This window comes from Williamsia muralis (genome assembly GCF_051487485.1).
Classification (GTDB): Bacteria; Actinomycetota; Actinomycetes; order Mycobacteriales; family Mycobacteriaceae; genus Williamsia; species Williamsia muralis_B.
Genome location: NZ_JAHVCV010000002.1, coordinates 622,206 through 645,469, shown reverse-complemented (window position 1 = coordinate 645,469; position 23,264 = coordinate 622,206). Strand labels below are relative to the sequence as shown.

Genomic DNA, 23,264 nt, shown 5'->3' with positions numbered 1-23,264 from the left:
AAAGGACCGTCATGACCTCATCCGAATCGCCCGCCTCCGGGTCCGTTCGTGTCGAATCGAAGTCGGCCTCCGACACCGCGTTCCTCGATGACTTCGCCACCATGTCGACGTTTGGTGCCACCACGGCGGGCGGTGTCGAAAGGCAGGCCGCGACAGCCGCCGATGCCGACAACCGGCGCTGGTTGGGCCGGTGGCTCACCGATCGCGGGTTCACCGTTCTCTACGACCGCGTGGGCAACATGTTCGGCCTCTACGAACTCGTACCGGGTGCGCCCTACGTGCTCGCGGGTTCGCATCTGGACAGTCAGCCACGCGGCGGACGCTTCGACGGTGCGTACGGTGTGCTGGCTGCCGCCCACGCGATGGACAGGCTGCGTCGCCATTACACCGACCATCCGGAGCACGCCCGCCACAACCTGGCAGTGATCAACTGGTTCAACGAGGAGGGCTCCCGTTTCAAGCCATCGATGCAGGGCAGTGGCGTCTTCACCGGGAAGATCGGTCTGCAGGCTGCCCTCGACACCACCGACGCCGACGGGACCACCGTGGCGCAGGTGTTGGGCGCGTGGGACATGCTCGGCGACAACGACGTCTTCACCGTCGGTGACCACCACACCGCAGGCGGCCGGGCTGTCGCGTCGTACGCCGAGATCCACATCGAGCAGGGCCGTGAGCTGGACAAGGCCGGTGTGCTGATGGGTGTGGTGCCCTCCACCTGGGGAGCCAACAAATACGAGATCTCGGTGCTGGGTGCTCAATCGCATACCGGGGCCACCGCCATCGCCGACCGTCAGGACGCCCTGTACGGGGCGGCGAAAGTGGTTGTGGCTCTGCGTGAACTCGCTGACGAGTACGGCGATGATCTGCACACTTCCTGTGGTCAGCTGACCGTGTACCCCAACTCGCCGGTGGTGGTCGCCCGCGAGGTGGACATGCATCTCGACCTCCGTTCGCCGTCCGATGAGTTGCTCGAGGAGGCCGACGCCAAGCTGACCCGGGCATTCGCCGAGATCGAGGTGGCCGCCGACGTCAAGATCGAGCGACGTTTCGCACACACCTGGAAAGGCCATACCTATCAGCCCGAAGGCGTGGCTTTGGCCGAAGAGGTGATCGATGCCCTGGGGCACAGCCACATGCAGGTGCGTACCCGTGCAGGTCACGACTCGACCAACATGAAGGACGTGGTTCCCACCGTGATGTTGTTCATCCCGAGCGTCGACGGGGTATCCCACGCCGAGAACGAGTACACGCACGACGGCGATCTCACCGCGGGGGTCGACGTGCTGACCGAGACCGTGGCGCGGATGGTGGAAGGCAAACTGTGACCGATACATTCGAGAGCACTCCGTTCGGGGGCCAGGACGCATTCGACGAGGCACGCGAGGCCGGCCGCCGTGCCCACGAACTCGACCGCGCCCACGTCTTCCACTCGTGGTCGGCGCAGGCTCAGTTCTCACCGATGACGATCCTCGCGGCGTCGGGTTCACACATCTGGGACGGCGACGGCAACCGGCTGTTGGATTTCTCCTCGCAGATGGTGAATACCAATGTGGGACACCAGCATCCCAGAGTGGTCGAGGCCATCGCCGAACAGGCGCGCACACTGTGCACCATCGCACCCCAGCACGTCAACGTGGCACGGTCCGAAGCTGCACGCCTGATCGCCGAACGCACCCCCGGTGACCTCGACCGCATCTTCTTCACCAACGGCGGCGCGGATGCCGTCGAACATGCGGTGCGGATGGCGCGACTGCACACCGGGCGACGCAAGGTGCTGACCCGCTTCCGGTCCTATCACGGCGGCACCGACACAGCGATCAACATGACCGGCGACCCACGGCGCTGGCCGAACGACTACGGCGCCGCGGGGGTGGTCCACTTCTTCGGCCCGTTCCTGTACCGCACACAGTTCCACTCGGCCGACGAGCAGCAGGAGTGTGAGCGCGCACTCGAACACCTCGAGGCCGTCATCTCCATGGAGGGTCCTGCGACCATCGCCGCGATCGTCCTCGAACCGGTGCCCGGAACCGCGGGGATCATGGTCCCGCCGCCGGGTTACCTGGCCGGGGTGCGTGAACTCTGCGACCGGTTCGGCATCGTGATGATCGCCGACGAGGTGATGGCGGGGTTCGGCCGGACGGGAGAGTGGTTCTCCATCAACCACTCCGGAGTGGTACCTGACCTCATCACGTTCGCCAAAGGAGTGAACTCGGGGTACGTACCGCTCGGAGGTGTCGCGATCAGTGATGCGATCGCCGAGACGTTCGCCAACCGTGTGTACCCGGGCGGGTTGACCTATTCCGGACACCCGTTGGCGACAGCGGCTGCGGTCGCGACCATCAACGCGATGACCGAGGAAGGCATCGTCGAGAACGCAGCGGCCATCGGACGCGACGTCCTGGGGCCGGGGCTCGCCGAGCTGGCGGCACGACATCGCAGCGTCGGCGAGGTGCGCGGGATCGGTGTCTTCTGGGCGGTGGAGCTGGTCAAAGACCAGGGCACCCGAGAACCGTTGGCGCCGTACGGTTCCACCAGTGCCGCCATGAACGACGTCATCGGCGCGTGCAAAAAGGGTGGACTGTTGCCGTTTGCCAACTTCAACCGCCTGCACATGGTGCCCCCGTGCACGGTGAGCCCGGCCGAGGTCGCCGAAGGTCTGGAGATCCTCGACGCCGCACTCACCGTGGCCGACGCGTTGGTCGGCTGACGGCGAGCGGCCGGTCACAATCGGCTGGTGTGCTGTCCGGCGTCGTTACCGGTCCGCTTACTCTTCGACAGCGGCGGTGAGTGCATCGATGTCGTCCTCGGACAACTCGATACCGGCCGCGGCCATGTTGTCTTCCAGGTGGTCGACGCTGGACGTCCCTGGAATGGGCAGTATCACAGGCGATTTCGCGAGCAACCAGGCGAGCGCGAGCTGCGAGGGGCTGGCTTGCTTCTGTTCGGCGATGGCGGCGAGCTTGCTGCCGGGGCCGGCGAGTTCGCCGGTGGCGAGCGGGAACCAGGGGATGAAGCCGATGTTCTCGGCGGTGCAGTGGTCGAGGAGCGGTTGCGCGCTGCGATTCGCGAGGTTGTACAGGTTCTGCACGGTGGCGATCTCGGCGATCTTCTGTGCCTCGATCAACTGGTCGACGTTGATCTCGGAGAGGCCGATCTGATTGATCTTGCCCTCCTCCTGCAGCAGCTTCAGTTCGCCGATCTGGTCGGCGAGATCGACTTTCGGATCGATGCGGTGGAGCTGGAACAGAGGGATCTGCTCGATGTCGAGGATGCGCAGACTCATCTCGGCCTGCTGGCGTAGGTATTCGGGCCTGCCGACCGGCCGCCAGTCACCTGGGCCGCTGCGCGTCAGGCCTGCCTTTGTCGCGATCACGACGTCATCGGCGTAGGGGTGAAGGGCTTCCTTGATCAACGGTTCTGCGATCGCCGGGCCGTAGGAATCGGCGGTGTCGATGAGGTTGACCCCGAGATCCACGGCTCGACGCAACACCTTCACGGCTTCCTCGGGATTCGCGGGCGGCCCCCACACGCCGGGCCCGGTCAACTGCATCGTTCCGTAGCCGAGTCTGTTGACAGTCAAGGATCCGCCGATGGCGAATTGTCCGGATTGCTGTGCGGCTGTGGTGTTGCTGGTCATAAAGGCACTCCCGGTTGAGGATCGAGGATTGGATTGGACGGGTCATTTCACGGTAGACCCGATCAGCGCGCGGCGCTTCTGGGCTTGATGGGCGCGAGGTCGTGCGGGCTAGCCTGGTGCTCTGACGTCCGAACGAACACCGTGAAGGGATCCGAGTGCCGAAGCTCAGTGCCGGGATCATGCTGTACCGCAGTCGTGATGGAGCCACCGAGGTGCTGATCGCACACCCCGGTGGTCCGTTCTGGGCCCGCAAAGACGAAGCTGCGTGGTCCATCCCGAAAGGGGAGTACACCGAGGACGAAGAGCCCCTGGACGCTGCTCGTCGGGAGTTCCGCGAAGAGCTCGGTCTGGACGTGCCCGGCGGTGAGGTCGCAGAACTCGGGGCGATCAAACAGTCGGGTGGAAAGGTCGTCACCGCGTTCGCGATCGGGGCCGACCTCGACATCACCGGCGCGGTGAGCAACGAATTCGAGATGGAATGGCCGCCACGGTCGGGGACGATGAAGTCGTTTCCCGAAGTCGACCGGGTCGCCTGGTTCGACGTGGAGACCGCGCGCGTGAAATTGCTCAAGGGGCAACGGCCGTTCCTCGATCGGCTGCTCGACCTGCTCTGAGCGCGCGAATTGTGGCGGGGTCAGTCCGGCATGGCGCGTGACACCTTGCGCAGCAGCTGGACCAGAGTGGCGCGCTCTTTCGCGGTGAGGCCGGCGAGCACCGCGGTGTCTCGGGCCAGTCGCCGCGGGAACTGGGCGTGGACCAATTCGCGGCCGGTGTCGGTCAGTTCCAGCAACACCACCCGGCCGTCACGGTCGGATTTCTTGCGCGCCAGCAGGCCGAGTTCGGCGAGGCGCTCGGTGAGTTTGGTGATGGATGCGCCGCTGAGCTTTGTCGTCGACACCACCTCGCTGGCACGCAGCGGACGGTCGGCGCGGGCCAGTGCGCCCAGGATGTCGAACTCCGACCGTGTGATGGCATGTGCGTCCAGATCGCGGTCGAGTTGGTGAGCGAGGACCGACGAGATCCGGTTGATCCGTCCGATCACCTCCACGGGTTCGGTGTCGAGATCGGGGTATGTCCTGGCCCATTCCCGTCGAACCCGCTCGACGACGTCCGACGGCTCATTCTCTTCGACCACCGGCACAGCTTATCGGCCCCAAGTATTTAGTTCACTAGTAAAATAGTGATAAATTACTTTGGTGCCTCTCACCGTCCCCATCATCGACCGTGTCCATCGGAGCAGGTCGGCGCTGCTGCACTCGGTTGATCCGCAGACCTGGCGGTCCGCCCTGGTCACCGTCGAGACCGGCAACACTGCGGTTGCTTCGGCAGTCCGGGTGGGACTGGCTGTGGCCTTGGTGCTGGTTGTCGGTGGGCTCACGGGCCACCGAGACGTCGCGGGATTCGCCGCGCTGGGTGCTCTCACCTCGGCCTTCTGTCGCCCCGACCCTTTTCGGGTTCGTCTGCCCCGACTGGTTGTGACAGGGGTGATGGTCACCGGGTACGTCGCATTGGGTGCAGTGCTGGGGGCGGCGGGGGTATCTCTCGCCGGAGAGGTGGTGGCCATCGCACTCGCCGCAGGTTTCGCCGCGCTGTTGCTGGGAGCGTTACGGGTGGTCGGCCCCGGCCCGGTTGTGATGGTCTTCGCCGCGGCCGGCGCCGCAGATTTTGCCAACAGTGCCGACGACGTCTGGAAAGCGTCGACCGCCGCCGTGATCGGCGCGGCGGTGGGCGTGGTCGCCTCGCTTGCGCCGTGGTGTGTGATGTGGGTTCGGCGCGAACGTCCCCACCCGTCAGCCGCTCGCGCCTCTCTGGCCCAGGAGTTGACACGGATCGGGGATGCGAAGCTGCTGTCGCGGTCGCTCCGGATCGTCGTGGCCGGCGGTGTGGCGGCCGGCGTCGTCGCGGCGGTCGGTCTGCAGAATCCGATGTGGGCGGCCATGGGTGCCGTTGCCACGCTGCAGGGCGTCAACTACCACCTGACCGTCACCAGGGGAGTTCAGCGACTGCTCGGGAACGTCGGGGGCGCTGCGATCGCCGCTGGATTGCTGGCACTGCCGATCGGCTACTGGGGCGCAGTTGTCCTCATCGCCGTTCTGCAAGTGCTCGCGGAGACACTGGTCACCGTCAATTACGCACTGTGTTCGCTCTTGGTCACGCCGATGGCGCTGATGCTGACCGCTCTCGGCGCCGGACTTGCGCCCGAGGTCGCTGTCGACCGGGTGCTGGACACGGCGGTCGGAGTGGTGATCGCGGTTGTGCTGGCCGCATTCACCATCGCCCACCACGACGCCACCGTCTGATCAGCGTCAGATCAACGCCCGATTCCTTCGGTCAGGAGATGGGCGAGTTCGAGGTACGCCTGAGAATCGTCAAGCCCGACAGCAGCTTTCACGCCTCGCTGCTGGATACGAACCATCGCCGAGGTCGCGACGTCGGCGACGAAGTCGGCGTGCACATCACGTACGTCCCCGGTGGCAACGCCTTCGTCGATGAGTTCGCGGACTCGGCCCGCGGCGGCACGTGTGTTCTGCTCGTACAGTTCTCGAGCCGGCGCGAAGGCGGCGAGATCTTCCATGAAGGTCTCACTCGCGCGGCTGAGTGCCGCTCCCACGGCGGTGAGGTACGCGGTCAACCGCGCCTTGGTGCCGGTGATGCCGGCCAGCGCTTGTTCCACCTCGGCCGTGGCCGACCGGAAGAAGTCCACGGTGACCGCTCGCACCAGACCGTCCTTGCTGCCCGCGAGTGTGTAGAGGGTGGATTTGGAGCAGCGCAGTTGCGCGGCGATCTGGTCCAGCGTGAGATGCGCGAAACCGTCGGCGAGGAACAGAGCCGCCAGTTCGTCGAACAACTCGGCGCGGCGGGCGGTGGCGTGGGTCGGCGCAGCGGGAGTGGCCATGTGTCGATAGTACTGGCGAAGTGAATCTAGTACTGTCGACAGTACTCAAGCGCGGCCTCCAGTACTGTCGCGCCCGTCCAACCGAGGAGTTACCCATGCCCGTGGACCGGCTGCTGCCCACCGACGAAGCCCGCGACCTGGTGCAATTGGCAGGCGATGTCGCCGACAAGACGCTCAAGCCGATCGCCGATGAGTACGAGAAGGCCGAGAAGTACCCCCCTGAGGCGTTCACGGTGCTGGGGCAGACCGGGCTGCTGAGCCTTCCGTACCCCGAGGAGTGGGGTGGTGGTGGCCAGCCGTACGAGGTCTACCTCCAGGTGCTCGAGGAGATCGCCGCCAGATGGGCGGCAGTGGCCGTTGCGGTGAGCGTGCACTCGCTGGCCTGTCATCCCTTGATGGCGTTCGGAACCGACGAGCAGAAGAAGCGATGGCTGCCGGGAATGCTCAGCGGCGATCAGATCGGCGCGTACAGCCTGTCGGAGCCGCAGGCCGGATCAGATGCGGCGGCACTCAACTGCAAGGCAGTGGTCGCTGACGGGGGCTACCGGATCACCGGCGCGAAGGCATGGATCACACACGGTGGGATCGCCGACTTCTACAACCTCTTCGCGCGTACCGGCGAGGGTTCCAAAGGAATCTCCTGCTTCCTCGTCCCGGATGGCACCGACGGACTGACCTTCGGCAAACCCGAAGAGAAGATGGGCCTCTCGGCCGTTCCGACCACCTCGGCGCACTACGATTCCGCCTTCATCCCGGAAGACCGGCGCATCGGCGCGGATGGCCAGGGGCTGCAGATCGCCTTCAGTGCACTCGATTCAGGACGGTTGGGTATCGCTGCGGTGGCAGTCGGTATCGCCCAGGCGGCACTGGATGAGGCGGTGGCGTACGCAAAGGAGCGAAAGACATTCGGTAAGAAGATCATCGACCACCAAGGGCTCGGGTTTCTCCTGGCCGACATGGCCGCAGCGGTCGACTCCGCCCGGGCGACATACCTTGATGCAGCGCGGCGCCGCGACGCTGGGCTGCCGTACTCGCGCAACGCTTCGGTGGCCAAGCTGGTCGCCACCGATGCGGCGATGAAGGTGACCACCGATGCTGTTCAGGTGTTCGGCGGCTACGGCTATACCAAGGACTTCCGGGTCGAACGGTTGATGCGCGAGGCCAAGATCACGCAGATCTTCGAGGGCACCAACCAGATCCAGCGGCTGGTGATCAGTCGGTCGCTGGCAGGTTGATCCGCCGGGTTCAGGGAAGTCCGACGATGTCGCGCCGGTAGATCAGCGCCGCTGCCCCGGCGAGCGGCGCGTCGTCCGGCAATCCGGCGTCCAGGATCTTGACCCGCGAGATGTACTGCAGCGGATGGCGATTGACCACGGATTGGATCAGCGGCAGTAGATCGGGAGTCACTCGCGAGAATCCGCCGCCGATGGCAACAGTCTCGAGCTCGACCAGCGCCGCGGCACTGCAGATCGCCTGGCCCACAGCCTCCGATACCCGGAGCACCGCGCTGTAGGCGATGTCGTCTCCGTCGCGGTACGACGCCGCCAGGTCTTCACCCGACTCGCCGGTCCACCCCTGAGCGCGGGCCCACGCCACCGCGTGGGGTCCGGATGCCACCGACTCGAGGGTGGTCCGGCTGCCGATGCTTACCTCGCCCGTGAACCCCGACACCTGAATCTGGCCGATGTGGCCGCTGTTTCCGGCGAGCACACGACCGTCGACGATGAAACCCCCACCGATGCCGGTGGAGAGCACCATGCCCATCAGATTGCGGGCACCGATCGCGTTACCGATCCACTGTGCAGCCAGCACGATCGCCACGCCGTCGCGATGCAGGTGAACGGGGGTGTCGCGCAGCGGATCCGGGAGGCGGTCGCTGATCAGTTGTCGAAGTGGATGACGACGCCATCGGGGCAGGTTGATGGGGGAGACAGTTCCGTTGTCCTCGTCGACGGGCCCTGCGGCGGCAATGCCCACGCCGACCACCTGTGTACCGGCCGGAATCTGCGCAAGTGCAGAGTCGACGACGCGCACAACGCTTTGTTCGAGTTCCGAGCTGGTGGCGTCGGGCCCGGTGGGTGCGCGATTGCGTCCCGCCTCGAACACCTGCCCGGAGGAATCGACCCAGGCGGCTTCGACCTTCGTTCCACCGAAGTCGACAGCCAGGACAACATCATCGGACACCCGTCACAGCCTAGTGCGCGGGTCACCTGCACGGTTCAGTTGCGCAAAGACGCGCCACGAAGGGTGGCGCGTCATGCGTTGATGGTCGACAACCGAGTTCAGAGCCGTTCGATGATCGTTGCGTTGGCGAGCCCACCGGCTTCACACATCGTCTGCAGTCCGTAGCGGCCGCCGGTCTGTTCGAGTGCGTTGACCAGCGTGGTCATGATGCGTGCTCCGCTGGCTCCGAGGGGATGGCCGAGTGCGATCGCGCCGCCGTTGACATTGGTCTTGCCGAGATCGGCACCCGTGTCTTTGGCCCAGGCCAGCACAACTGGTGCAAAGGCTTCGTTGACCTCGAACAGATCGATGTCCGAGATCTGCAGACCCGCTCTCTCGAGGACCTTCTGCGTCGCTGGTATGACACCTGTGAGCATGTAGATCGGGTCGGAGCCGACCACGGAGAAGCTGTGCAATCGGGCCATCGGCTTGAGGCCCAGTTCCTTGGCCTTGGCGCTGCTCATGATCAGTACCGCGGCGCTGCCATCGGAGAGTGGGCTCGAGTTGGCCGCGGTGATCCGCCAGTCGATCTGCGGGAACCGTTCTTTCATGGCCGGGTTGTAGAACGCGGCCTTGAGTCCGGCCAATTGCTCGACGGTGCCGCCGGGGCGGATCATCTCATCGGTCGACACGCCCGCCAGGGGAGCTATCTCTCGCTCGAATCGGCCGGCCTTGGTGGCCTCGGCAGCCTTCTCATGGCTGGCGATCGAGAACTCGTCGAGCTCGGTGCGCGAGAAGCCCCAGTCCGCGGCGATCAGTTCTGCGCTGTACCCCTGGGGGATGAACCCCTCTGGGTAGCGGCGCAAGAGCGCTTCGCCGAATGGGTTTGCTCCGTCTCGGACATCGGACAACATCGGTACGCGGCTCATCGACTCCACGCCCGCCGCGACCACGATGTCCTGCACACCCGACATCACGGCCTGTGCTGCGAACGAGATGGCCTGCTGGCTCGACCCGCATTGGCGGTTCACGGTGGTGGCCGGAACGGTCTCGGGGAAGCCCGCGGCGAGCACCGCATTGCGGCTGATGTTCTGGCCCTGCTCGTCGGCCTGTGTGACGTTTCCGGTGATCACGTCGTCGATCAGGGCCGGATCGATGCCGGTCTGTTCCACCAGGGACGTGAGGCTGTGGGCCAACATGTCCACCGGATGCACGCCGTGAAGCGCTCCGTTTGATTTGCCCTTACCGATCGGGGTCCTGACTGCCCCGACGATGACAGCGTCGACGATCGAACTCATTGCGGCCTCCTGTTATCTGGCTATGGTCTATATAAGTCAGGTATACCCCCGGTTATTCCGGGTTGTAAACCCTCCGACCGCGCCCTTGTCCCCGCCGTTCGAGGAGGGGCGGGGCGGGGCGGGGAAGGTCGGTCCCGGTCGGCCACCCCACCTGGCCGGTAGTGTGTGCTTCCGTGGTGCGTCTTCCCAATCTCATGACCGGTCCAAGGCTTCTGACCAGTGCGGCAACAGCTGGCGTAGCGCTCACCGCGGCCGGCGTCGGCGCCGGGTCCGAGGTGTTCCGAGCGATGGGTGCACCCAAAGACCTTGTGCTCTCTCACATCAGCCATTCGCCGCACCAAACTGGCGGCAACTTCGGCAACGTGGAGCCGCCGACACCCGTTGAAGGGGATCGGGCGGCCGCGCTGGCGATGCTCCGTCGCGGCGACATCGGCAAGCCGCGGCGACCGCTGGAGTTCGATGTGACGCCTCTGCCTGATGTCGCAGCCGAGCTGGCGGCCACCTGGATGGGGCACGCGTCGGTGCTCGTCGAACTGGACGGATACCGCATCCTCACCGACCCCGTCTGGAGCAAACGGTGCTCGCCGTCGAGTCTGGTGGGACCGGCGCGTATGCACCCGGTACCCCACGCGCTGGCGGATCTGCCCGCGCTGGATGTGGTGCTCATCAGCCATGACCACTACGACCATCTCGATACGGCCACTGTTCGCAAACTCGCGGCCACCCACCCCGAGGCCGCGTTTGTCGCTCCCATCGGCGTCGGGGCGCACCTCGAGTACTGGGGCATCAGCCCCGAACGTATTCACGAGGCCGACTGGGGTGACTCGGTCACGATCGGCGAGCTGACCTTCAATTGCACTCCCGCACGCCACTTCTCGGGACGCGGGCTGCAGCGCAACACCACCCAGTGGGCCAGTTGGGCGGTTGCCGGACCTCGACACAACTTCTTCTTCTCCGGCGACACCGGAATCACCGATGCGTTCGAGCAAGTCGGCACCGACCACGGTCCGTTCGGGCTGTCGCTGATCGCCATCGGCGCCTACGACCGGTTGTGGCCCGACATCCACCTCAATCCGGAAGAGGCGGTGAGAGTGCACCGAATGCTCAATCGCGCCAATCTGTCCGAGTCGTTGCTGCTGCCGATTCATTGGGGCACCTTCAATCTGGCTCTGCATGAATGGGCCGACCCGGTTCAACGTCTGCTGCCCGCCGCTCAGAGCGAACACATCCCCGTGATCACGCCGATGCCCGGTGCGCGTTTCGACGTACCGTCGCGGTCGGGCCACGGATTCGACACCCAGTCCTGGTGGGAAGGCGCAGCGTGACCACGCTCGGAGAAACACACGCCACCGCAGGCCTGACCACCGCACAGGTGGCCGAACGCGTTGCCGCCGGCCAGGTCAACGTCCTGCCGGATCGCTCGGGCCGCAGTGTCCTCGACATCGTTCGCGCCAATGTCCTCACCCGCATCAACGCCATCTTGGGTGTGCTGTTCATCATCGTGATGACCACCGGCTCGATCATCAACGGCGCCTTCGGTTTGCTGATCATCGCCAACAGCGGCATCGGCATCATCCAGGAGATCCGGGCCAAGCGGACACTCGATGCGCTCGCAATCGTCGGGCAGACCCGGCCCATGGTGCGCCGGGATGGGGCGGCCGCCGAGATCGCGCCGAGCGAGGTGGTGCTCGGCGACATCATCGAATTGGGACCCGGAGACCAGATCGTTGTCGACGGCGAGACCGTGGAAGCGGGGGCACTCGACGTCGACGAATCGTTGCTCACCGGTGAGGCCGACGCCGTCTTCAAGTCGGTGGGTGATCCGATCCTGTCCGGCAGCTTCGTGGTGTCGGGTTCGGGTGCCTACCGGGCGACCAAGGTCGGTCGCGACGCGTACGCGGCGCAGCTCGCCGAGGAAGCCAGCAAGTTCACCCTCGTCAACTCAGAACTCCGCAACGGGATCGACAAGATCCTCCGGATCATCACCTGGCTACTGATCCCCGCTGGTCTGCTGACCATCGTCAACCAGCTGTTCATCAGTGAAAACGGCATCAAGGCAGCCCTTTTGGGCATGGTCGCCGCGTTGGTGCCGATGGTTCCCGAGGGCCTGGTGCTGATGACGTCGATCGCCTTCGCCGTCGGGGTCGTACGGCTGGGTCGCCGCCAATGTCTGGTGAACGAGTTGCCGGCCATCGAGGGCCTCGCCCGCGTCAACGTGGTGTGTGCGGACAAGACCGGCACGCTCACCGAGAACGGTATGCGGCTGGCGCAACTGGTTCCGCTCGGCGACGATCGCGCGCAGCTCGAAGAGGCTCTGGCCGCCCTCGCGGCGCACGACCCACGCCCCAACGCCAGTGTGCAGGCGATGGCCGAGGCCTATCCCGTCGCGCCGGAGTGGTCGATGACCCACATCGCGCCGTTCACGTCGGCGAAGAAGTGGAGCGGGATCTCGTTCCAGGACACCACAACAGCCCAGGATCAGGGCAATTGGCTTCTCGGCGCCCCCGACATGTTGCTCGATCCGGCGAGCGAGACCGCCGCGCGCGCAACGGAACTGGGCTCGGAAGGATTGCGGGTTCTGCTACTCGCCTCCACCGATCAGCCCGTCGACACTCCGACTGACGACGGCCTGTCCGCACCGGGAAACGTTGTGCCGCGGGCACTCATCGCACTCGAGCAACGCGTTCGTCCCGACGCCCGCGAGACATTGGACTACTTCGCATCTCAGCAGGTATCGGTGAAGGTGATCTCTGGCGACAACGCCGTGTCGGTGGGCGCGGTGGCGGGTTCGCTCGGCCTGGGAACCGTTGACGACGCCGTCGATGCGCGGAGTCTGCCGACCGACCAGGACGAGCTCGCCGACGTCCTCGACGGCCACACCACCTTCGGTCGCGTACGGCCCGACCAGAAACGCGCGATGGTGGGGGCGCTGCAGGGCCGTGGCAACACTGTCGCGATGACCGGCGACGGCGTCAACGACGTTTTGGCCCTCAAAGACGCCGACATCGGAGTGGCGATGGGGTCGGGTAGTTCGGCCAGCCGCTCGGTGGCCCAGATCGTCTTGCTCGACAACAAGTTCGCGACGCTGCCCTATGTGGTCGGCGAGGGCCGGCGGGTCATCGGCAACATCGAACGCGTCTCCAACCTGTTCCTGACCAAGACCGTGTACGCGGTGCTGCTGGCGTTGATGATCGGCATCGCCGGGGTGGCCGGCGAGCTGTTCGGCTTCACGCCCATCTCCTACCCGTTCCAGCCCATCCACGTCACGATCTCCGCGTGGTTCACCATCGGTGTGCCGGCGTTTGTCCTCTCGCTGGCGCCCAACAACGAACGCGCTCGCGGTGGTTTTGTCGGCAGGGTGCTGCGGTTGGCCATTCCCTCCGGCATCGTGATCGCCGTGTGCACGTTCGTGGCGTACGCACTGGTCTATCCCGGTGGGGAGGGTGTAGCGCTCGGCAGCAAGGACTCCGTCGAGATGACCCCGGATCAGACGCAGGCGGCCACGACGGCCCTGATCACCCTCATCGCGATCGCGTTGTGGGTTCTCGCGGTGGTCGCGCGACCGTACAACTGGTGGAAGGTTGTGCTGCTGGTCGGCTCGGCGTTGGCATACGTGCTGATCTTCTCGCTGCCGTTCACGCAAGAGCTGTTCAAACTCGACCCGACTGACTGGAGCAAAACCGGAATTGCAGTTATTGCATCGGTGATCGGTATCGTTGCTGTGGAAGTGCTGTGGCGACTGAACCCGACAATTGCGGCGTGGTTTAGTAAAGTTAAATCGAATCCGCAAGAGCAAAGATCGCCGGCATGAGAGCATCGGCGATCCGGAGATAGGAGTGGCATGGATTTCAAGAATTTGGTCAACAAGGGCAAGTCCACGCTGAGCAAGAACACCAAACTCATCGACCAGGGCGCCAGCGCGGTCAACAAGGCCACCAAGGGCAAGTACTCGAACCAGATCCGAAAGGGTGCAGATGCTGCCCGGAAGTTCGCGCAGGACGGGAACAACCCCGGCCACCAGAACCCCGGTCATCAGCCTCCTCGGTAAAGCGATCCCGGCAGCAGCGATTGTGCTGCTGTCGGTGAGCGCGTGCGCCAGCGGCGAGGACGACGGTCGAACGGCCGCGTCCTCGCCGCTGTCGTATGCCCAGTCCTCGTCTGTTCCGGTCCCGGATTCGGATCGACCGCCGGCTCCGGCGCCCGGCGAGCGCGGCGACATCGTCAAGCAGATGCCGTTCCAGGCGAGTTCATCCCTGAGTGACGTGGCAGAGGTGACGCGTGTCATCTATCGCTCGACCGCCGGATACCAGGGCGGGTTCGGCACGGAGGTGTCCGGAGTGGTCGCCGTCCCGAACGGTGACCCGCCCGCGGGTGGCTGGCCGATCGTCGCCTTCGGTCACGGAACAACAGGTACCGACGAGAGTTGCGGTCCGTCGGACTATCCCGACCTTCTCGGCGAAGACGGTGCCATCACGCGACTGGTCGGCCGCGGATACGTGGTGGCGGCCAGTGACTACCAGGGGCTGGGTACCTGGGTGGAGGATGCACCTGGCCACCCGTACCTCGAACCGAAGACAATCGCCTACAACATGATCGACGCCGTGCGTGCCGCTCGAAACCTCGTTCCGGACACCTCGGACCGGTGGGCGGCAATGGGTGCCTCACAGGGGGGCCAGGCCGCGTGGGCGTCCGCCGACTACGCCGACGACTACGGCGAGGGTCTCGAGTTCGTCGGGGCGGCCGCATTGGCCCCTGCTGCCGACCTTTCGCCGATCACCGACGCCGGAACCCAGATGGCGTACACCGACGCTCAGAAGATCTTCATCCCCAACCTCATCGCGGGGTTGAGGGAGGTGTACCCCGATTTCGACGCGGATGACTACATACGCGGAGGGCTGGCCGACAACGCCGAAGTCTTCACATCCTGCGGTCCCACATTCTTGGTGGACCGATTCAGTGCGGCGATGAGCGTGGCCCCTGGAGACGCGGCTGTCGCCGACCAGGAGGCAGTGGACCGTATCCGCACGATCCTGAAGCAAGATGCGTTGCCTGCGGGCCGGGCGGCCGGACCACTCTTCGTCGCATTCGGCGACCAGGACTCGATCATCTTGCCCGCATGGACCGCTGCAGCAGTGCAGCGTGCGTGTGCCGGCGGTGACGTCATCGAGGTGGTTCGCAAGCCCGACGGCGGGCACACCAATCTCGGTGTGACAGGCCCGGCGGTCGACTGGATCGGCGATCGCTTCGCTGGTGAACCCGCTCCGGACACCTGCCCGGCATGACACCGACGGCTATGGTCCACCGGTTGCCGGTGTCGGAGCGCTAACGTCGCACCTATGGCAAAGGTCAAAGATTCGATCGACGTGAACCAGTCCCCGGAAGACGCGTGGGCGCATGTGCTCTATCTGTCGCGGTACGGCGAGTGGCTCACTCTGCACGATGGCTGGCGTAGCGAGTTGCCCAGCCCCGACGAGATCCAGAAGGGCACGAAGGTGTCTTCGGTCATCGCGGCCAAGAATGCCAAGCTTCGTTTCGACTGGGTGGTGGATGAGTTCGATCCGGCCCGCCGGGTGGACTTGAAGGGCGACGGCAAGGGTGGCGTCACGGTCACCCTGACACTGACGGTGGAGCCCGCCAAGAATGGGTCAAAGGTAGGACTCGAGGTGAACCTGACCGGATCGCCGATGATGTCATTGATCATCCGCAGTACCGCGAAGATCCTCAAAGGTGAGATCAACCAATCCCTCAAGAACTTTCGCGATCTCTACTCCTGAACGTAGAGCCGTTCGCCAGACCTGAGGGCGAGCCGGGTCTGGCGTCTGCCCGCCACCATCTGGGGTGTTGGTTCCTGATTCGCTGTGGATAGAATCCGGCGAACCTCGAAACAACAGGGTGGGTGACGCATGGGTCGACATGGGGTCGATAGCAGGGCCGATGACGACTTCGGATTCAGCGAGGGTCGAGACGGCGGCCGGGGTGGCGGTGGGGGCGGCGGCGCTCGTTGGGCGCTTCTTGCGCTGGTTGTCGTCGCGGTGTTGGTGGCCGGGCTGATTCTCTGGCGGACGGTCTGGGCATCGTCCGGCAGCGACTGCGATTCTCGAGAAGCGGTGTCGGTGATCGCCGATCCGTCGATGGCTGCCACCCTCAAACCGCTGGCGGCCGAGGCGTCGGCCGACTCGTGTTACGACTTCAACGTGGCTGCGGTCAGCGGCGCCAACGTCGCCGGCCAACTCACCAAGGGTGATCAGGCGCCCGACCTGTGGATCGCCGATTCGCAGGCCCGCGCCCGTAAGGTCACCGACCAGGCGCGCGTGCAGCGCGACGTGATCGCCGAATCCGTTGCGGCCAGTCCGGTGGTGGTGGCAGGCAAAGATGTTCCGGCACTGACCAATTGGGTCGACGTCATGAAGCTGCCCGGCCTGCGCCTCGGCAACCCGATCGACTCCAGCACCGGCGACGCGCCGATCGTCGGGGCGCTTGCGGCCGAACAGGCCGGCGCCATCGACCGCAAACAGTTCACCGATGGAATGACCCTGCTGGCTCTGCAGCAGGGCAACGCCCGCATCGGGGGCGACTCCGATGTGGACCGGCTGCAGGTTGCCGCAGGCAGCGAGTCGCCGACAGTGGTCAGCGAGCAGCACTTCATCGAGTTCCAGAACACCAGCCCCAACAGTGGTCTGCAAGCCGCGATCCCCGCCGACGGGACCATGATTCTCGACTATCCGATGCTCAACACCGCGTCGGCAGCTCGGAAAGAGATCGTGGCCGCAGCGGGCGAACAACTGGCCGGACACATCACGTCCGAGGACGGCGCGACAGCGCTGACCACCGCCGGATTCCGAACGGCCATCGACGCGCCGTCGCCGGAAGGCGGCGTGGGTGCGGTGAAGGTGCTGACGCTCAAAGACCCTGCGCAAGAGGAGAAAGCGCTCAGGCAGTGGGCGGTTCTCGGGGTGCCGATCCGCACGCTGGTGGTGGAAGACGCGTCCGGTTCGATGCGTGAACCGGCGGGCACCTCGACCCGGGCCGAGATGCTTGTGGAGGCCAGCCAGAACGGCCTGAAAATCTTCCCCAACAACTCGGCACTGGGGGCGTGGCTGTTCTCCATCGACATGGGTGGACCGGACCAGGATTGGTTGCCGATCGCTCCCATCGAACGCCTCGACACCGTTGATACCGATGGCCAGACCCATCGCGAATACCTGGAGTCGCAGATCGTGACACTCCCGGGTCGGGTGGGCGGCGCCACCGGGCTCTACGACACGACGCTCGCGGCGTTCAAGGAGGTCCAGGACAGCTATGACCCCAACTATTCGAACAGCGTCATCCTCCTGACCGACGGCCAGAACGAGGACGACAACTCGATCAGCCTCCAGGGTTTGCTGGCCGAACTGAAACGGCTCGAGGATCCGGCCAGACCGGTGCTCATCCTCACCATCGGCATCACCGAGGACGCCGACGCCGAATCACTCAAGCAGATCGCGGACGCCACCGGCGGAAGCAGCTACGTTGCAGAGACGCCCGCCGACATCTCGAACGTTTTCATCGATGCGGTGGCGGCGCGGATTGCCGCAGCTGGAAGGTAAAATATTCGGTTCTACAACGAGCCCGCTTAAAGCTGGCTGAGATCTGAGAGTCTGCTGTCAAAGGCCTCTGAAACGGACCACGGTCGACCTCGAAGCGGCAGTATGGAGCCATGACCTCGACATCGACTTCATTCCACAACAGCCGAATCGTCAACGCGGGCAAGGTCGCTGCAGTCATTGCAGCAGCGGGAGCGGCCATCGCCGCCTGTGGCGACGACGGAAGCAGCACTGCCGCAAGTACCACGACCACGGCGGCCAACAGTGCCGCTGCCGACACCAGCGCAGTCCAGGACGAAGCTGCCACCTCGGCCTACAAGAATGGCGAATACACCGCCGTCGGCTCCTACCAATCACCCGGCGGCGAACAGCAACTCGGCGTCACCGTCACCCTGTCCAACTCGGTGATCACGGCGCTGTCGGTGGACACCAGCCAGACCAAGGGCACGTCGGCCGACTTCCAGGGCAAGTTCAAGAGCGGCATCGACGCACTGGTGGTCGGCAAGAGCATCGACGAACTCGACGTCAGCAAGGTGTCCGGATCCTCCCTCACATCCGGGGGCTTCAACGACGCCATCGACCAGATCAAGACCGAAGCCGCGGCCTGATCGACACCCCCGTTGTTGTGACCGATTCGAACGAGTGGGCGTTCCCCGCACTGGGCACGGCCTGGGACATCACCCTGTCGCAGGCCGTGCCCGAAGTGTTGCAGGCCTCGGTTCTCGGTGAACTCGACCGCATCGATCGCATCTGGTCGCGGTTCCGGACCGACTCGATGGTCGCGTCCATCGCCCGCACGCCAGGCACCTACCCGGTGGAGCCGTCTGACCAGCCCTTGCTCGACCTGCATCGCACGCTGTACGAACTGACCGGCGCGATGGTGACACCCATGGTGGGGCAAACCCTGGCAGACGCCGGATACGACGCCGAGTACTCCTTGCAGCCGGGTGCGACCATTGCGACCGTCCCGGCCTGGGACGACGTGCTGGCCGGGTGGCAGGGTCAGCTGGAGGTGCGGTCTCCGTGCCTGCTGGATGTCGGGGCCACCGGCAAAGGGTTCGCCGTGGACCGCATCAGCGCACTGGTGAAAGCAGCGGGCTTCGATGAGTACCTGGTCAACGGGAGCGGAGACATCAGGGCCGGTGCCGCACCTCATCGCATCGCGCTGGAACACCCCACCGACCCGACCAAAGCCATCGGCACGGTGGTCATCGAGAACAACGCGATCTGTGGCTCCGCGGGCAACCGCCGAGCGTGGGCCGATTGGCACCACATCGTCGACCCGGTCACGTCCGCGCCGACCCGCGAGGTGCTGGCGACCTGGGTGATCGCCGACGACACCATGATCGCCGACGGATTGTCCACCGCGCTGTTCTTCACTCCCGCACAGAAGCTGTTGAGCCACTTCTCGTTCGACTACGTTGTGGTGCGCGCCAACGGCACGGTCGAACATTCGCACGCCAGAGAACTGGAGCTTTTCCTATGAAGATCGTCCGCGCCGTGGACCGATTGTCGATGTACCGGTTCGTGTTGATCGCGTTGGTGGTCCTGGCGGCCTACGCACTCATCGTCGCTGCCTCCGGCGCCGATTTCGCCTACACCGCAACCGAACTGCTCGGATCGCTGGCCATTCTCGTGGTCGTCTGTGCCGCCGTGACATACCTGTGTGCCGCCATCGTGCGGGTGCCGCCGGGTAGTGAGTCGTGGTTGATCACCGCCCTGATCCTGTTCTTCATCTTTCCCGGGCTCACCAACACCGACAGTGCATGGGGGCTCGTTCTCGCGGCCGCGATCGCCAGTGCCTCCAAATACGTTGTGGCGGTGCGTCGTCGACACATCGTGAATCCGGCAGTGGCCGGCGCGGTGGTGAGCTATCTGTTCGCGTACTTCTCGGTAGGGCCGTTCCTGTACCCGGTCTGGTGGATCGCAGCCGAACCGTTGATGGTCGCGATGATCGTCGTCGGTGCTGCGGTGGTGTGGAAGCTGCGCGAGTGGTGGCTCGTCGGGGTGTTCCTGGCGGTGGCAGTACTGACGATGATCGTGGTCGCGGCCGACAACGGCACACCCGTGGGCGACGCGCTTCAGCTCGGATTCCAGTCCACGCCACTGTTCTTCGTGGCGGCCATCATGCTGACCGAGCCCTTGACGTCGCCGACCAGTCGAATCCCCACACTCGTCTATGCCGCTCTTGTCGCCGTGTTGATGTACGGGAATCAGTCCTTCGAGATCACGTCCGAGTACACATTGGAGTTCGTACCCGAGATAGCGCTCCTGGCCGGCAGCCTGTTCACGTTTGTCGTGGGCAGGCAGTGGCGACGGCACGTACTCGAGGTCGAGTCGGTGCAGCCGATCGGCACCGACACATACGAGGTGCTGGCCTCACCGGGATTGCGGTTCCGGCCCGGGCAATGGGCCCAGATCTCAGATCCGACATGGAGTCCGGCACCCGAAAAGCAGGGCACCCGTAGGGTTCTGTCCTTGGCGGGCGCGCCGGGGGAGGGCACCACCCGCTTCGGATTCACCGTCAGCGGGCGTCCGTCGGAGTTCAAGCGGCGTCTCATCGAAGACGGTGCTGGGCGCCGGCTATACGTCGACGAGGTGGGCGGCGACTTCACGTTGCCACGAAACCTGCGCTCTCCCATGGTGTTCATCGCCGGCGGCATCGGTATCACGCCGTTCCGGTCGATGCTCGCCGACCTCACGGCGCGCGGCGACACCGACCTCTCCCAGGTCTCGCTGATCTACGCCGCGAACTCCGAGGACCGGCTTGTGTACGGCGATGTGCTGGATGCGGCGCGCGCACGTGGAGCCCAGGTGATCACCGTGGTCGGGGGATTGGTGAGTATTGATGACGTCGCTACTGTCGCGCGCCCCGGCGCGCACTATTACCTTTCTGGCCCGCCGATGATGCTCTCCGCGCTCAAGCCCATGCTGATTCGCGCCGAACCCGCCTTGCGCTGGCAGCCATGGCGTCTGCATACCGATAGGTTCATCGGGTACTGAGTTGTCGGGGTGTGGCGGCGGTTCCTCCGGTTGTCGTGAGTTCCTCCGGTTGTAGTCGGAGGGTGTGGCTGGAGTCGGAGGGTGTGGTGGTTGGCGGGGGTGTGGCGGTGGTTCCTCCGACTTTGGTGAGTTCCTCCGGTTGCAGTCGGAGGATGTGGCTGAAGTCGGAGGGTGTGGACCTGTGCACAACCTCGAAACTGTCCACAGAGGGCCCTTTTTGGCGGTACCTGGTCGGTGGGGACAATGACGATGGGTAGATGCAGTCATCCGAGTTCGGTCTCATCCGGCGAAAGACGGTGGTCCAGGGCGGGTTCGGTAGCGACTCGCAGCTGAGAGCGGCACGGCGGGCCGGAGTCATCCTGCCGGTTGTCCGCGGTGTTTCGGCGCCTGCCGACGGCGTCGCCCTTTCGCCGGATGACGAGTACCGCCGCCGCGTGATCGCTGTTGCCGGGCGTTCACGCGTTCGCGTCGTGAGCCATCAGTCGGCAGCGGTATGCCATCGGATGCAGCTCTTTCGACCGGACCAGCGATGTGTTCACTTCATTGCGCAGACCAAGGGCAAGCGGGAGGGTGACGTTCACGTCCACCATGCCGTTCTGGACGGCGCCGACATCGTGCTCATCGACGGCATTCGAGTGACCAGCCGAGCAGTGACGGCGTGTGATGTGGCGCGGGCGGGAACGTTTGAGCAGGCCGTTGCCGCTCTGGACGATGCCCTGAGGTCGGGCGTATCGCTGGCCGAACTACACGCCATCGCGGCGCGAACCCCACACGCCGCCGGGATCGGGATGTTGCGTCGCGCATTGCTGGCGGCTGACGGGGACGCGGAATCCGTTGGTGAATCGGTCAGTCGAGCCTTGATGGCGGGTTGGAAAGACATCCCGATGCCGACGTTGCAGACGGAGTTCTTCGATGCAGACGGTCTGATCGGCCGGACGGATTTCGACTGGGACGGGAAGGTCGTCGGCGAGTTCGATGGGCGGATCAAGTACCTCGGCACTCTTGCCGAAGGCGAGCGACCCGAGGATGCCGTCTACCGCGAGAAGTTGCGCGAGGACCGGCTGCGCGCCATGGGAATCGTAGTGGTCCGGTGGTCGTGGGATGACCTCCTCAATCCAGGTCGCCTGCACGCGAAACTCCGGTCCGCGCTGATTCGCGGTGGCGTCATTCCCGGTTGAGGGGCCACATCCTCCGACTGCGGTGAGTTCCTCCGGTTGCAACCGGAGTTTGTGGTTGGAGCCGGAGGGTTTGCGGGCCACGCGGCCAGATCCTCCGACTGGGCTTCCCTGCCCGGGTCGCTTGTCGCGGTTGGTCGGGCGGGGCTCGCTTCCTCCGAGTGCGGTGAGTTCCTCCGGTTGCAACCGGAGGTTGTGGCTGGAGTCGGAGGGTTTGCGGGGTGGGGGGGCCAGTTCCTCCGACTTTGGCTCTCCGGCCCGGGTCGCTTGTCGCGGTTGGTTGGGCGCGGCTTACTTCCTCCGACTTTGGTGAGTTCCTCCGGTTGCAACCGGAGGTTGTGGCTGGAGTCGGAGGGTTTGCGGGGTGGGGGCCAGATCCTCCGACTGCGGTTTCCCTGCCCGGGTCGCTTGTTGCGGCTGGTCGGGCGCGGCTCACTTCCTCCGACTGTGGTGAGTTCCTCCGGCTGCAACCGGAGGATGTGGCTGAAGTCGGAGGGTCTGAACCCACGCCACCACATCCTCCGACTCCAACCACCAGCCGAGAAGCTACCCCCGAGACACCAACGCTCGTAGGAAGAAGGCCACGTTCGCGGGGCGTTCGGCCAGGCGGCGCATGAAATAGCCGTACCACTGTGAACCGAAAGGGACGTAGACACGGACTCGACGTCCCTCGCCGACGAGTCGGAGTTGTTCGGCGCTCCGGATGCCGTAGAGCATCTGGTGTTCCCAGTCGTCCGTGGCGCGTCCGGCGTCTGTGGCCATGGCCGCCGCGGCGGCGATCATGGCCGGATCATGACTGGCCACCATCGGATATCCCTGTCCGTTCATCAGCACCCGCAAGCAGCGTTCATAAGCCGCATCGACATCGGGTTTGCGTTGGAACGCCACCTCGGCGGGTTCGGCGTAGGCGCCCTTGCAGAGCCGGATCCGCGATCCAGGTGCCGAGAACTCATGGCAATCGTCCTCGGTCCGGTGCAGATACGACTGGAGAACCGTTCCCAGTGCCGGGAAATCGGCCCGCAGTTCGCGGACAATCCGCAAAGTCGAGTCAGTGGTGGTGTGGTCCTCGGCGTCGACGGTCACCCACACGCCTGCGTCCTCGGCTGCGGATGCGATCCGGTGGGCGTTCTCCAGTGCGATCTTCTCGCCGTGCCGCGGCAAGGCGCGGCCGAGCGCCGACAGCTTGAGTGACACCTCCACCGGATGCGAGCCGGCGACCGACTCGGTGTGGTCGCCCAGCATCCCGATCAACCTCAGGTACGCCTGCACGGTCGCGTCGGCTTGGGCTTCATCGGTGGTGTCCTCACCGAGGTGGTCGATGGAGATCATCCGGCCGGAGTTCAGCAGTCCGACCCCGGCCTCCATCACCTCACGATGGGACTCGCCGGCAACAAAGCGCGACACCACGTTCCGCGTGACCGGAACTCGTTCAGCGGTTCGCTTGATCCGGTCGCTGGACGCGGCAGCCATGATGATGGTGCGTGCCGCACCCGCGGTCACCCCGGTCAT

At 65.1% G+C, this 23,264-nt stretch carries 21 protein-coding genes; 15 read left to right on the top strand and 6 right to left on the bottom strand.

Translation table 11 applies throughout. The features are described 5' to 3' along the window. Positions 1 to 11 precede the first annotated feature (11 nt). Both KXR83_RS06495 and KXR83_RS06490 read left to right on the top strand, forming a co-directional pair. Positions 12 to 1,325, top strand: coding sequence for a M20 family metallo-hydrolase (locus tag KXR83_RS06495; protein WP_437424109.1), 1,314 nt, complete (start codon positions 12 to 14; stop codon positions 1,323 to 1,325). After that, positions 1,322 to 2,707 carry an aspartate aminotransferase family protein gene (locus KXR83_RS06490; protein WP_437424108.1) on the top strand — a complete coding sequence of 462 codons (1,386 nt, stop codon included), beginning with the start codon at positions 1,322 to 1,324 and terminating at the stop codon, positions 2,705 to 2,707. Before KXR83_RS06495 ends, KXR83_RS06490 begins: the two co-directional genes overlap by 4 nt. 57 nt (positions 2,708 to 2,764) lie before the next feature. Here KXR83_RS06490 and KXR83_RS06485 read toward each other — a convergent pair whose 3' ends face one another. Then, a complete protein-coding gene (locus KXR83_RS06485) occupies positions 2,765 to 3,637 on the bottom strand; it encodes an aldo/keto reductase (protein ID WP_437424107.1) in 873 nt (290 codons plus the stop codon). A 155-nt stretch (positions 3,638 to 3,792) separates the two neighbouring features. Between KXR83_RS06485 and KXR83_RS06480 the strand changes: the two genes are divergently transcribed. After that, complete coding sequence (locus tag KXR83_RS06480) at positions 3,793 to 4,251, top strand: NUDIX domain-containing protein (protein WP_437424106.1); 459 nt, start codon at positions 3,793 to 3,795, stop codon at positions 4,249 to 4,251. A gap of 20 nt (positions 4,252 to 4,271) precedes the next feature. Here KXR83_RS06480 and KXR83_RS06475 read toward each other — a convergent pair whose 3' ends face one another. Further along, positions 4,272 to 4,772: a MarR family winged helix-turn-helix transcriptional regulator gene (locus KXR83_RS06475; RefSeq protein WP_437424105.1), complete on the bottom strand. Its 501-nt coding sequence runs from the start codon at positions 4,770 to 4,772 to the stop codon at positions 4,272 to 4,274. 61 nt (positions 4,773 to 4,833) lie between these two features. Here KXR83_RS06475 and KXR83_RS06470 point away from each other — a divergent pair, with 61 nt between their 5' ends. Continuing rightward, complete coding sequence (locus KXR83_RS06470) at positions 4,834 to 5,937, top strand: FUSC family protein (RefSeq protein ID WP_437424104.1); 1,104 nt, start codon at positions 4,834 to 4,836, stop codon at positions 5,935 to 5,937. A gap of 11 nt (positions 5,938 to 5,948) precedes the next feature. On the opposite strand, the gene KXR83_RS06465 is transcribed toward KXR83_RS06470, so the two are convergent. Continuing rightward, positions 5,949 to 6,533: a TetR/AcrR family transcriptional regulator gene (locus KXR83_RS06465; RefSeq protein WP_437424103.1), complete on the bottom strand. Its 585-nt coding sequence runs from the start codon at positions 6,531 to 6,533 to the stop codon at positions 5,949 to 5,951. A 95-nt stretch (positions 6,534 to 6,628) separates the two neighbouring features. Here KXR83_RS06465 and KXR83_RS06460 point away from each other — a divergent pair, with 95 nt between their 5' ends. Beyond that, positions 6,629 to 7,768: an acyl-CoA dehydrogenase family protein gene (locus tag KXR83_RS06460; RefSeq protein ID WP_437424102.1), complete on the top strand. Its 1,140-nt coding sequence runs from the start codon at positions 6,629 to 6,631 to the stop codon at positions 7,766 to 7,768. Between the two features lie 10 nt (positions 7,769 to 7,778). Here KXR83_RS06460 and KXR83_RS06455 read toward each other — a convergent pair whose 3' ends face one another. Continuing rightward, positions 7,779 to 8,717 (bottom strand): ROK family protein, encoded by a 939-nt coding sequence (locus tag KXR83_RS06455; protein ID WP_437424101.1) that lies wholly within the window; start codon positions 8,715 to 8,717, stop codon positions 7,779 to 7,781. A 98-nt stretch (positions 8,718 to 8,815) separates the two neighbouring features. Next, a complete protein-coding gene (locus KXR83_RS06450; protein WP_437424100.1) occupies positions 8,816 to 9,994 on the bottom strand; it encodes a thiolase family protein in 1,179 nt (392 codons plus the stop codon). Between the two features lie 194 nt (positions 9,995 to 10,188). On the opposite strand from KXR83_RS06450, the gene KXR83_RS06445 reads away from it, so the two are divergent. From KXR83_RS06445 to KXR83_RS06400, 10 genes are all read left to right on the top strand, one after another. Continuing rightward, on the top strand, positions 10,189 to 11,319 hold the full coding sequence (locus KXR83_RS06445; protein WP_437424458.1) for an MBL fold metallo-hydrolase: 1,131 nt from the start codon (positions 10,189 to 10,191) through the stop codon (positions 11,317 to 11,319). After that, complete coding sequence (locus KXR83_RS06440; protein WP_437424099.1) at positions 11,316 to 13,805, top strand: HAD-IC family P-type ATPase; 2,490 nt, start codon at positions 11,316 to 11,318, stop codon at positions 13,803 to 13,805. The genes KXR83_RS06445 and KXR83_RS06440 overlap by 4 nt, the downstream gene beginning before the upstream one ends. Before the next feature lie 30 nt (positions 13,806 to 13,835). After that, the gene (locus KXR83_RS06435; protein ID WP_023962599.1) at positions 13,836 to 14,042 is read left to right on the top strand and encodes an antitoxin; all 207 of its coding nucleotides are present in this window, start codon (positions 13,836 to 13,838) and stop codon (positions 14,040 to 14,042) included. Further along, positions 13,969 to 15,276 (top strand): lipase family protein, encoded by a 1,308-nt coding sequence (locus tag KXR83_RS06430; RefSeq protein ID WP_437424098.1) that lies wholly within the window; start codon positions 13,969 to 13,971, stop codon positions 15,274 to 15,276. Before KXR83_RS06435 ends, KXR83_RS06430 begins: the two co-directional genes overlap by 74 nt. Positions 15,277 to 15,330: 54 nt before the next feature. Further along, entirely contained in the window at positions 15,331 to 15,768 is a 438-nt protein-coding gene (locus tag KXR83_RS06425) for a type II toxin-antitoxin system Rv0910 family toxin (protein WP_437424097.1), read from the top strand. A gap of 129 nt (positions 15,769 to 15,897) precedes the next feature. After that, positions 15,898 to 17,580, top strand: a complete 1,683-nt coding sequence (locus KXR83_RS06420; protein WP_437424096.1) for a substrate-binding domain-containing protein — start codon at positions 15,898 to 15,900, stop codon at positions 17,578 to 17,580. 110 nt (positions 17,581 to 17,690) lie between these two features. Next, positions 17,691 to 18,185, top strand: coding sequence for an FMN-binding protein (locus KXR83_RS06415; protein WP_437424095.1), 495 nt, complete (start codon positions 17,691 to 17,693; stop codon positions 18,183 to 18,185). A 17-nt stretch (positions 18,186 to 18,202) separates the two neighbouring features. Next, positions 18,203 to 19,063, top strand: coding sequence for an FAD:protein FMN transferase (locus tag KXR83_RS06410; protein WP_437424094.1), 861 nt, complete (start codon positions 18,203 to 18,205; stop codon positions 19,061 to 19,063). After that, positions 19,060 to 20,580 (top strand): oxidoreductase, encoded by a 1,521-nt coding sequence (locus KXR83_RS06405; protein WP_437424093.1) that lies wholly within the window; start codon positions 19,060 to 19,062, stop codon positions 20,578 to 20,580. Before KXR83_RS06410 ends, KXR83_RS06405 begins: the two co-directional genes overlap by 4 nt. 257 nt (positions 20,581 to 20,837) lie before the next feature. Next, positions 20,838 to 21,758 (top strand): type IV toxin-antitoxin system AbiEi family antitoxin domain-containing protein, encoded by a 921-nt coding sequence (locus KXR83_RS06400; RefSeq protein ID WP_437424092.1) that lies wholly within the window; start codon positions 20,838 to 20,840, stop codon positions 21,756 to 21,758. Positions 21,759 to 22,301: 543 nt separating this feature from the next. Here KXR83_RS06400 and KXR83_RS06395 read toward each other — a convergent pair. Further along, entirely contained in the window at positions 22,302 to 23,264 is a 963-nt protein-coding gene (locus KXR83_RS06395; RefSeq protein ID WP_437424091.1) for a proline dehydrogenase family protein, read from the bottom strand.

Excerpts from the sequence above, each read along its gene's own strand:
- KXR83_RS06420 (WP_437424096.1), top strand. The coding sequence starts at position 15,898 with ATGGGTCGACATGGGGTCGATAGCAGGGCCGATGACGACTTCGGATTC.
- KXR83_RS06445 (WP_437424458.1), top strand. The coding sequence starts at position 10,189 with ATGACCGGTCCAAGGCTTCTGACCAGTGCGGCAACAGCTGGCGTAGCG.
- KXR83_RS06415 (WP_437424095.1), top strand. The coding sequence starts at position 17,691 with ATGACCTCGACATCGACTTCATTCCACAACAGCCGAATCGTCAACGCG.
- KXR83_RS06430 (WP_437424098.1), top strand. The coding sequence starts at position 13,969 with ATGCTGCCCGGAAGTTCGCGCAGGACGGGAACAACCCCGGCCACCAGA.
- KXR83_RS06395 (WP_437424091.1), bottom strand. The coding sequence starts at position 23,264 with ATGACCGGGGTGACCGCGGGTGCGGCACGCACCATCATCATGGCTGCC.
- KXR83_RS06425 (WP_437424097.1), top strand. The coding sequence starts at position 15,331 with ATGGCAAAGGTCAAAGATTCGATCGACGTGAACCAGTCCCCGGAAGAC.
- KXR83_RS06450 (WP_437424100.1), bottom strand. The coding sequence starts at position 9,994 with ATGAGTTCGATCGTCGACGCTGTCATCGTCGGGGCAGTCAGGACCCCG.
- KXR83_RS06435 (WP_023962599.1), top strand. The coding sequence starts at position 13,836 with ATGGATTTCAAGAATTTGGTCAACAAGGGCAAGTCCACGCTGAGCAAG.
- KXR83_RS06485 (WP_437424107.1), bottom strand. The coding sequence starts at position 3,637 with ATGACCAGCAACACCACAGCCGCACAGCAATCCGGACAATTCGCCATC.
- KXR83_RS06460 (WP_437424102.1), top strand. The coding sequence starts at position 6,629 with ATGCCCGTGGACCGGCTGCTGCCCACCGACGAAGCCCGCGACCTGGTG.
- KXR83_RS06405 (WP_437424093.1), top strand. The coding sequence starts at position 19,060 with ATGAAGATCGTCCGCGCCGTGGACCGATTGTCGATGTACCGGTTCGTG.
- KXR83_RS06465 (WP_437424103.1), bottom strand. The coding sequence starts at position 6,533 with ATGGCCACTCCCGCTGCGCCGACCCACGCCACCGCCCGCCGCGCCGAG.
- KXR83_RS06495 (WP_437424109.1), top strand. The coding sequence starts at position 12 with ATGACCTCATCCGAATCGCCCGCCTCCGGGTCCGTTCGTGTCGAATCG.
- KXR83_RS06400 (WP_437424092.1), top strand. The coding sequence starts at position 20,838 with ATGCAGTCATCCGAGTTCGGTCTCATCCGGCGAAAGACGGTGGTCCAG.